Source organism: Acinetobacter sp. CIP 102136 (genome assembly GCF_000369685.1).
Lineage (GTDB): Bacteria > Pseudomonadota > Gammaproteobacteria > Pseudomonadales > Moraxellaceae > Acinetobacter > Acinetobacter fasciculus.
On sequence record NZ_KB850142.1, the window covers coordinates 825,674 to 835,288 of the forward strand.

Genomic DNA, 9,615 nt, shown 5'->3' on the forward strand with positions numbered 1-9,615 from the left:
GGGGTTACATGCTCAGTCGTCAATTAGAAGTATCACTACGTTTGGCTGTCAGCATGGCTCGTCAAAAGAGACATGAGTTCCTGACCGTAGAACATTTATTGTTAGCCTTGCTCGACAATGATTCAGCCGTGAATGCTCTCAAAGCATGTGGTGCGGACATCATCGTGTTGCGTAAGGAATTAGAAGAGTACGTAGAACAACATACCCCTAAACTTGGTGAAAATAGTGATCAGGCACCACACCCGACAGAAAGCTTCGACCGGATCTTGCAACGCGCGATTTTTCACGTGCAGTCAAGCGGCGGCGATCGTACTGTAGAAGGTGCTGATATTCTGGTTGCCATGTATTCTGAGCGTGACTCATTTGCAGTCTATCTGCTGAAACGTCATCAAATTAACCGTCTGACCCTGACTCAGTACCTGTCTCATGGTACCCGTAAAGAAGATGTACAGTCTGAAGAAGAAATCGAAGATCTAGATGGCGAATCAGCATCTTCAGCAAGTTCAGGTCCACTTGAACTTTATACCACTAACCTGAATGTTGAAGCACAAAAAGGTAAGACCGATCCACTGATTGGTCGTGAAAAAGAAATCGAGCGTGCCGCGCAAATTCTTTGCCGCCGTCGTAAAAATAACCCACTCCTTGTCGGTGATCCAGGTGTCGGTAAAACCTCGATTGCTGAAGGGCTGGCTTGGTTAATTGTCAATGGTAAAGCGCCAAAACCACTGGAAAATGCTGAAATTTTCAGTCTGGACATTGGTGCTTTGGTGGCAGGAACCAAATACCGTGGCGACTTTGAAAAACGCTTGAAACAGCTTTTAAATGCGTTGAAAAAGAAACCTGAAGCAGTGCTGTTTATTGATGAAATTCACATGATTATTGGTGCAGGCTCGAGTATGGGCAGTACCATGGATGCATCGAATCTGATCAAACCGGCGCTGGCAAATGGTTCTTTACGCTGCATCGGGTCAACCACATTCCAGGAATACCGTCAGGTCTTTGAGAAAGATCATGCTTTATCGCGTCGTTTCCAGAAAATTGATGTGAATGAGCCATCTATTTCTGAAACTATTGATATCCTACGTGGTCTGAAATCGAAGTTTGAAGATTTCCATCATGTGGAATATGAAGATCAAGCCTTAGTGTCTGCGGTAGAACTTTCTGCGAAATTTATCAACGACCGTTTCTTGCCAGATAAGGCGATTGATGTCATTGATGAAGCCGGTGCTCAGCGCCGTCTCAAAGCAGAACAAGATGACAGTTTAATCACCGTAGAAAATATTGAAGACATCGTTTCTAAAATTGCGCGTATTCCTCCGAAAACTGTCTCTAAAGATGACAAGAGTGTGCTGGAAAATCTTGAGCGTGATTTAAAACGTGTGGTCTTTGGTCAGGATGAAGCGATTGAGGCCTTGGCTTCTGCAATTAAACTGTCACGTGCCGGTTTGAAGTCTCCAGATAAGCCTGTAGGTAGTTTTGTCTTTGCGGGTCCTACAGGTGTTGGTAAAACCGAAGTGACCAAGCAGCTCGCGAAACAGATGGGTGTGGAACTGGTTCGTTTTGATATGTCGGAATACATGGAACGTCATGCAGTGTCACGTTTGATCGGTGCACCTCCGGGCTATGTCGGTTTTGATCAGGGTGGCTTGCTCACCGATGCGATTCACAAAAATCCGCATTGTGTGCTGTTGCTAGACGAGATCGAAAAAGCGCATCCAGATGTGTTTAACCTCTTATTGCAGATTATGGATCATGGTTCATTGACTGATAATAACGGGCGTAAATCTGATTTCCGTAACGTGGTCTTGGTACTCACCACCAATATTGGTGCTGAAAGTATTTCACGTGTCAGCATTGGTTTTATGGAACAGGACAATAGTAACGATAATCAGGAAGCGATGAAGAAAGTTTTCTCGCCAGAATTCCGTAACCGTCTCGATGGCGTGATTCAGTTCAAGGCATTACCAAGCAGCATTATTGAAAATGTTGTAGATAAATTCCTGACTGAACTTCAAGCACAACTAGATGACAAAAAAGTCATGTTGGAAGTGGATCAGAGTGCACGTGAATGGATGTCAGAACATGGCTATGACCGTTTAATGGGCGCACGTCCAATGCAACGTTTGATTCAGGAACACCTGAAAAAACCGCTGGCTGAGATGATCCTGTTTGGTGAGCTGGCTGAAAATGGCGGCAATGTTGCAGTATCTGTGAAAAAAGAAAATGGTAAAGCGGTTGGCTTAAAACTTGAAGTTTTTGAAGACCAGACTGCTGAACCAGCTTAATTAATAAGAAGGATCAAACCCGTGCTTGCACGGGTTTTTTCATGGACTCATATTTTAAATTATCAAATTCATATCATTTAAAAGATAAATTATGGATATTCAAGTTACCAAGCTGTTCACGACATTTTTACTGTTTTTAGTCACGGCATTGATGGAAATTTTAGGTTGTTATTTTCCCTATCTGATTTTAAATCAGGGGAGAAGCCACTGGTTATGGATTCCGACAGCTCTGGCTTTGGCGGCTTTTGTCTGGCTGTTAACCTTGCATCCAGCTGCTTCAGGACGGATCTATGCCGCTTATGGCGGTATCTATATTTTTTCAGCACTGATGTGGTTGCGCTTCGTTGATCAAGTGACTCTATCGCGTTGGGATCTACTTGGTGGCATGGTGGTAATACTGGGCGCGTTGATTATTATTTTGCAGCCGCAAGGCTTGGTGCGTTAGCAAGATATAACAGTAAACCTTATTAAAAAAGGTAGCCACGGCTACCTTTTGTTTTCAGGATTCTTGAATCCTGAATCGAAATAAATGTCTTATGTGTTTAGATTATTTTAATTTGCAATCTTTCTGGGAAATATCCGTTTTATATGTTTGTGTCTGCGAGTTCAGGCTGAGTTCAACCTTGTAAGGGTTCTCAATCTGATAGCGATGCTCAAAGAAAATTTCACAATTATTGAGCAGATTATTGCGAATGACTTTCATCACTTCTTTGCGCCCCAAGTCTTTTTCAAACTGGCTAAAATCGGGCGTGATGATCATGCCTTTCAGTGTGGTTTTATTGGCACTTAACTGTAATTGTTCAATAATCGTATTTTGATCAATCTGCAATGGTAAAGTTCTGGAATCCTCTGCACTGAGCACTGCGAGCAATTCATTCAGCTCAGCTTTTTTCTGAATTTTAAATTTGCTGTCAATAATATTTTTTTCTTGAAGATATTGGTCAAATTCAGAAGCATGCACCGGTAAGGCGACACTGCTAAAACCAGTCAAGAGTGCCAAAGCCCAATATTTTTTTTGCATTGTATAAAATCACTTTTTATTCCATTTCAACAATGATTATAAGAGCTGAGACAAAAAAAGCACCAGAGATTGGTGCTTAATTTGTGAAGATTCATCTTAAAAAATTAGTCTTTTTTCAGATTTTCATTAATCAGGAATTCAACCAAAGCTTTTTGCGCGTGCAAGCGGTTTTCAGCTTCATCCCAAACTACGGCATTTTTATGGTCAAGCAGATTTTCTGAAATCTCTTCGCCACGATGCGCAGGCAAGCAGTGCATAAACAAGCAATCCGGATGTGCAAGATCCATCAGGCGTTCATTCACCTGATAATCTGCAAAGGCTTTTTCACGGATCTTCTGCTCTTCTTCCTGACCCATGCTTGCCCAAACATCAGTCACGATCAGGTCAGCATTCACCGCTGCATCTTCAGCAGAAGGAACCAGTTCCACACAATGCGCGAATTCAGACAGGAATTTTTCTTGTGGCTCATAGCCTTTTGGCGCTGCAATTTTCAGATTAAAGCCCCACATATGTGCAGCTTCAATATAAGAGTTACACATATTGTTGCCATCACCAATCCAGGCAACAGTTTTACCTTCAATTGAGCCACGTTGCTCTACATAAGTCTGCATGTCAGCAAGTAGCTGGCAAGGATGGTGGTCATCTGTCAACGCATTAATCACTGGAACTTTTGAATAAGATGCAAAACGCTCCACGATATCATGGCCGAAAGTACGGATCATCACGATATCCAGCATGCTTGAAATCACACGTGCAGAATCTTCAATCGGTTCACCACGACCTAACTGGGTATCGCGTGAAGACAGGAAAATCGCGCTACCACCAAATTGGCTCATGCCAGCTTCAAACGAAACACGCGTACGGGTACTCGATTTCTCAAAAATCATGCCCATCACTTTACCAACAAATGGTTGGAACACTTCATTGTTATGCTGTTTGCGCTTAAGCTCAATTGCGCGTTGCAAAATCTGGTTAAGTTCTAAAGTTGATAAATCGCGTAAGGTGAGAAAGTGACGGAGAGCCATTCGTTACTCCACAATAATTGCCGAAAAACTCGATCAACAATCAGTTGTTGGTTAGTTTAAGAAAAAAATACGGAATCGGCTAATATACTATAAGCAATGAAAAATGCAAAAAAACTAGACTTTTTGATGACCGTCTAAAAAGCGATCCACACAATAACTGATGTATTTGTCGATTTCCTGATCATCTTCCTGTACCGGAATTCCCATCAGAATACGCCATTCCAGATTGCGCAAAATACCAAAATACAACTGTGCCGAATATTGCGGATTCTCGCAATGCAATAAACCTTGCGCATCTGCCTGTTCTAAAGCCGTAGCAATGGCACTTTGTACATGCACCGGGCCTCGCTCATGAATATGCTGGGCAAGTTCTGGATTGCGCTGACTCTGTTCCAGCATCAGACGCATAAAGGCCGAGTTTTCAGGTTGCATGATCTGGTGATAAAAATTGAGTAGCGTGTGTACTAAATAACTACGAAAATCCAGTGCCATCAATTCGATCGGAATACTGATATCTTCAAAAAACTTGATACGACGATAATCGCAGATGGCTTTAAACAAGCCTTCTTTATTGCCAAAGTATTTATAGATCGAAGCTTTGGAGCCTCCGGCATGCTGGACGATATCATCCAGAGAGACAGCGTCATAACCCCGTTCCAGAAATAGCTCGGTTGCACTGATCAGCAGCGCAATACAACGCTCATGACCACGTTTGGTCTGTGGCAGATCTTTGGCGAGCGGTTCTAGGGCAAGGTCTTGCATAGGAGATCGTACATCAACATGACAATAAAGATTGAAACGCCATCATAGCAAATATATGCACATATTTCATAATTGCGCCAGATAAGTGCGCTATTTGCTAATTAGGTAAAGCAAAACTTAAAAATTTGACTAAAGTTTTAGAGTGTTTGTTCTATCGGGTTATGGAATGAGCAAGCCAAATGAGTATACTCGAATTTCAATAATTATAGCCAAGACTGTGGAAAAGGAAGATGACAGAACAAATGTCTGCAGGTTTAAGATTTAGACAAGCGCTTGAAGTCGAGAAACCATTGCAAATTATGGGCACGGTAAATGCCTATGCTGCCATGATGGCCAAACAGGTCGGTTATAAAGCCATTTATTTATCAGGTGCGGGTGTCGCGAATTATTCTTATGGTTTGCCTGACCTGGGCATGACCAGCCTGGATAATGTTCTTGAAGATGTACGCCGGATCACTGAACGTGTGGATACACCTTTACTGGTTGATATTGATACCGGTTGGGGCGGCGCATTAAATATTGCCCGAACGATCAAACAGATGATTGCAGCAGGAGCCGCTGCGGTTCATATTGAAGATCAGGTTGCACAGAAGCGTTGTGGTCATCGTCCAAATAAAGAAATCGTATCGCAACAGGAAATGGTCGATCGTATCAAAGCTGCTGTAGATGCGAAAACCGATTCAAACTTCGTGGTGATGGCGCGTACCGATGCGCTACAAAAAGAAGGCCTGCAAGCCGTGATTGACCGTGCTTCTGCCTGTGTTGAAGCGGGCGCAGATGCGATTTTTGCTGAAGCGATGACTGATATCACCATGTACCGTACAGTATGTGATGCGGTCGGTGTGCCAGTCCTGGCGAATATTACCGAATTTGGTGATACGCCGTATTATACGGTAGATGAATTGGCTGAGCAGGGCATTGGCATGGTGCTGTATCCATTGTCAGCGACACGTGCAATGCAAAAAGCCGCACTTGAAGTGATGCGTTCGGTGCGCGAACATGGTACTCAGGTAAATGTGCTGGATATCATGCAACAACGAAAAGAACTCTACGAATTTTTAGATTATCACAGCTTCGAAGACACATTAGATAAACTGTTTAAACAGGAGAATTAAAAAAATGGCTGAAGGAAAAGTACTCACTGGCGCAGGATTGCGCGGACAAGTGGCAGGTAAAACCTCACTTTCAACAGTAGGCAAAAGTGGCGCAGGCCTGACCTATCGCGGTTATGACGTACAGGATCTGGCTGAACATTGCCAGTTTGAAGAAGTCGCTTACCTGATTTTCTTCGGAGAATTGCCGACATCAGAGCAATTGGCAGCCTACAAAGCCAAACTGAAATCCTTACGCACTTTACCTCAGGCATTAAAAGAAGTCCTTGAGCGTATTCCTGCCGACTCACATCCAATGGATGTGATGCGTACTGGCGTTTCCATGCTGGGCAATCTTGAAACTGAGCAATCTTTTGAGCAGCAACAGGATATCGCAGACCGTATTTTGGCAACTTTGCCGGCAATGATCTGTTACTGGTATCGTTATAGCCATGACGGCGTGCGTATTGAAGAAAATACCGATGATGATTCAATCGGTGCGCAGTTCCTGAATCTACTGCATGGCGAAAAGCCAAATGAATTACATGAACAGGTGATGAATGTTTCCTTGATTCTGTATGCAGAGCATGAATTCAACGCTTCAACTTTTACCGCTCGTGTGTGTGCATCAACGCTGTCCGATATGCACTCTTGTATTACCGGTGCAATCGGTTCCTTGCGTGGCCCTCTACATGGCGGTGCCAACGAAGCTGCGATGGACATGATTGAAAACTGGAAGTCGCCTGAAGAAGCTGAACGTGAAATGCTGGGCATGCTGGAACGTAAAGAAAAAATCATGGGCTTCGGTCATGCGATCTATAAGGACAATGATCCGCGTAATGGCATTATTAAAGTCTGGTCTGAGCGTTTGGCCAAAGATGTCGGTGATACGGTACTTTATCCAGTCTCGGTACGCTGTGAAGAAGTCATGTGGCGTGAGAAGAAATTATTCTGTAATGCGGATTTCTTCCATGCATCTGCCTATCATTTTATGGGCATTCCAACCAAGCTGTTTACCCCGATCTTTGTTATGTCGCGTGTGACAGGCTGGGCCGCACATGTGATGGAACAACGTGCAGACAATCGTATTATCCGTCCAAGCGCGGATTACACTGGGCCAGAGTTGCGTAAAGTAGTGCCAATCGCTGAGCGTTCTACTGCGGCTTAATCTGTTTCTGTAGTAAAAATAAAAAAAATAAGGTCTCAATTGAGACCTTATTTTTTATCGGTTTCGTTATCGGCTTAACAGTGCCGGATCTTCAATGCTATAACCTGTTTCAAAAGGAATACCCAGATACTTTACTATTACCAGAGTTTTATTTTGTCTCGGAACTTTATAGGCCTGGCTAATTTTCAAGCCTTGCTGATAACTAACCGCTTGCTGAACCGCGCTTTTTTGTAAGCCAGATTTCACTTGATATTGATAGGTCCATTTTGGCACTTTTTCCTGAGGGTCATGCCAGGCAGGCGCGCTACCTTTTTTTGTCTTTAACACCTTAAGCTGTGGTTTTGATTTTTGAATTGGATTTAATGGAACTAAACGTTTTTTGATTTTGGCAATGTCCTGATCAAACTTGCGACTGTCTTGATCATAATCGATGCGCTTGGTTTTAGGATTGATATATAAGGAATTGACCTGAACCAGTTGATTTGGTTTTTGGGATTTAAAATTATAATAATATAGTTGAGGCAAGCGTCCACGACCATCAAGATAGTGACGCATGATATAAAGCTTCTGTTCTTTGACTTCATAGCCTAGAACTTCAATATTTTGTGGACCGCCTACGGTAGCGAAAGCCAGAGTGGGCAAGCTCAGAGGGAGCAGGAGCAGTGCAGTTTTAATATTCATGGTCATTCCACCCTCAAAAAAATAGATTGGCATCTGATCATGCCAATCTATCTTAAAATACGGTAGAAATAATGAAGCTTATTCAGGCTATACAGTAACTTTGAAAGCTTAGCTGTTATTCAACAGATTGATCATGTCATGTGCAACCACAGCGGACAGTTTGTTGAGGCGTTCAAGTGGCGAGCCTTTGAGATAATACTGGAACTGATGGATTTGCGTGCCATCATTAATGGCCACAAAAAAAGTCCCTTCCGGTTTCTCTGGTGTCGCGCTACCACCTGGTTTAAGCAATCCTGTACAGGCAATAATCCAGTCAGCATCACGGAACATTTTTTTACCTGCTTCCGCCAGAGCAACCGTTACCGGCATAGATTCCGCAGTATGACTATTGATCAGATTCTTGGAAATGCCCAATACTGAAGTCTTGACACTTACATCGTAGCAGATCAAACCACCAATCAGAATTTCGGCACCTTCTCCTTTACAAATGGAGAACTGGCTACTGAGATATCCAGAACTTGCGCTTTCGATAAAGGCAATTTTTATGTTTTTCTCTTCGAGTAAGCCGCAACAGGTTTTTGTCATAGTCTCTATATTTTCTTTGTGGGAGTGATTTTAGATCAATCTAGGCAGATTTTTTCCTGTCGATCAACTCCAAGTATATTTATATTTTTATGAAAGTTAAAATTTTTTTCATAGATCAGTGTAATTTCATGTTGACCTGATCGCAAATCTGAGTGGTTAAAGTTTGGGCTATTTTCAAAAATAGAGGTTTCTTCTCAGGCGGAACAGTGGTAAAAATAAAAATAAAGTGCTTAGTGAAAGTAGGGTGTTGGAATGAAAACCACAGTAAAATATGTAGTCTTAAAAAGTCTTGACTATCAATTGGGTACACCATTATTTCAGGAAGAAATTGACGCTGATGGTCAATATTTTGATCAGATACCAAGCACAATTTCTTATCAGAATTTGCAGTTCAAAGTGAAAAGCAAAGAGCTTAAACGTTTGTATCTGGCCGAAGAGCAGGAAGATACTCAAACGATTATCGTCAAAGTAGTCAATATCTAATAAAAACTGAATAGAATAAGCCTCTTTTAAAGGGGCTTATTTATTATAAATAGATTAATAAATATAATTACAAACAATGATTTGATCTAAGTTTATACCAAAATAATAAGTAAAAATATTTGAATTAAAGTCAAGGTAAATTCGAAACAGCTTAAGTTTTATTGGTGAGGTCATGTTAAGTATCGTATTTCTTCACAGTTAATAATATTCAAAAAGAATTGTATTTTTAATGTTTTATTTAATTTTTTAAAAATATAGAAGATTTAGATTTATTTGTATATATTTATAAATATCAATAGTATAGTTATTAAGTGGTTCTGTTTAATAACGCTTTTTAAATTTTATTAAAAATTTTCCTATATATGAAATAGGACTTAAGTTATTCCTTTTATTGGATAATAAATTTTTGACCTATAAAGGGCTTTGTTGCACAAACCTATCTGTAAAGGCTTTTTCAGCGATATAATTTTCAAATGAAGAAGCCTACACACAAAATCTACCGCACAACCAATTG

At 41.5% G+C, this 9,615-nt stretch carries 10 protein-coding genes; 5 read left to right on the forward strand and 5 right to left on the reverse strand.

Features of this window, described 5'->3' with window-relative positions; genetic code table 11:
• The first annotated feature begins 8 nt into the window (after positions 1 to 8).
• Positions 9 to 2,285 (forward strand): ATP-dependent Clp protease ATP-binding subunit ClpA, encoded by a 2,277-nt coding sequence (gene clpA, locus F893_RS09495; RefSeq protein WP_004646785.1) that lies wholly within the window; start codon positions 9 to 11, stop codon positions 2,283 to 2,285.
• Positions 2,286 to 2,376: 91 nt separating this feature from the next.
• The gene (locus tag F893_RS09500) at positions 2,377 to 2,730 is read left to right on the forward strand and encodes a YnfA family protein (protein ID WP_004646786.1); all 354 of its coding nucleotides are present in this window, start codon (positions 2,377 to 2,379) and stop codon (positions 2,728 to 2,730) included.
• Between the two features lie 102 nt (positions 2,731 to 2,832).
• Here the strand turns inward: F893_RS09500 and F893_RS09505 are convergent, their stop codons facing one another.
• From F893_RS09505 to F893_RS09515, 3 genes are all read right to left on the reverse strand, one after another.
• Positions 2,833 to 3,306, reverse strand: a complete 474-nt coding sequence (locus tag F893_RS09505) for a hypothetical protein (protein ID WP_004646787.1) — start codon at positions 3,304 to 3,306, stop codon at positions 2,833 to 2,835.
• Between the two features lie 104 nt (positions 3,307 to 3,410).
• Positions 3,411 to 4,331, reverse strand: coding sequence for an ornithine carbamoyltransferase (gene argF, locus F893_RS09510; RefSeq protein ID WP_004280178.1), 921 nt, complete (start codon positions 4,329 to 4,331; stop codon positions 3,411 to 3,413).
• Positions 4,332 to 4,445: 114 nt separating this feature from the next.
• A complete protein-coding gene (locus F893_RS09515) occupies positions 4,446 to 5,093 on the reverse strand; it encodes a TetR/AcrR family transcriptional regulator (protein ID WP_005251658.1) in 648 nt (215 codons plus the stop codon).
• Positions 5,094 to 5,323: 230 nt separating this feature from the next.
• On the opposite strand from F893_RS09515, the gene prpB reads away from it, so the two are divergent.
• Positions 5,324 to 6,208 carry a methylisocitrate lyase gene (prpB, locus tag F893_RS09520; RefSeq protein ID WP_004280180.1) on the forward strand — a complete coding sequence of 295 codons (885 nt, stop codon included), beginning with the start codon at positions 5,324 to 5,326 and terminating at the stop codon, positions 6,206 to 6,208.
• Positions 6,209 to 6,212: 4 nt separating this feature from the next.
• The gene (prpC, locus tag F893_RS09525) at positions 6,213 to 7,352 is read left to right on the forward strand and encodes a bifunctional 2-methylcitrate synthase/citrate synthase (protein ID WP_004646790.1); all 1,140 of its coding nucleotides are present in this window, start codon (positions 6,213 to 6,215) and stop codon (positions 7,350 to 7,352) included.
• 66 nt (positions 7,353 to 7,418) lie between these two features.
• On the opposite strand, the gene F893_RS09530 is transcribed toward prpC, so the two are convergent.
• The gene (locus F893_RS09530; RefSeq protein WP_004646791.1) at positions 7,419 to 8,039 is read right to left on the reverse strand and encodes a hypothetical protein; all 621 of its coding nucleotides are present in this window, start codon (positions 8,037 to 8,039) and stop codon (positions 7,419 to 7,421) included.
• Positions 8,040 to 8,141: 102 nt separating this feature from the next.
• Positions 8,142 to 8,618 carry a CinA family protein gene (locus F893_RS09535; RefSeq protein ID WP_005251660.1) on the reverse strand — a complete coding sequence of 159 codons (477 nt, stop codon included), beginning with the start codon at positions 8,616 to 8,618 and terminating at the stop codon, positions 8,142 to 8,144.
• A gap of 252 nt (positions 8,619 to 8,870) precedes the next feature.
• Here F893_RS09535 and F893_RS09540 point away from each other — a divergent pair, with 252 nt between their 5' ends.
• Entirely contained in the window at positions 8,871 to 9,101 is a 231-nt protein-coding gene (locus tag F893_RS09540) for a hypothetical protein (protein WP_004646792.1), read from the forward strand.
• Positions 9,102 to 9,615 lie beyond the last annotated feature (514 nt).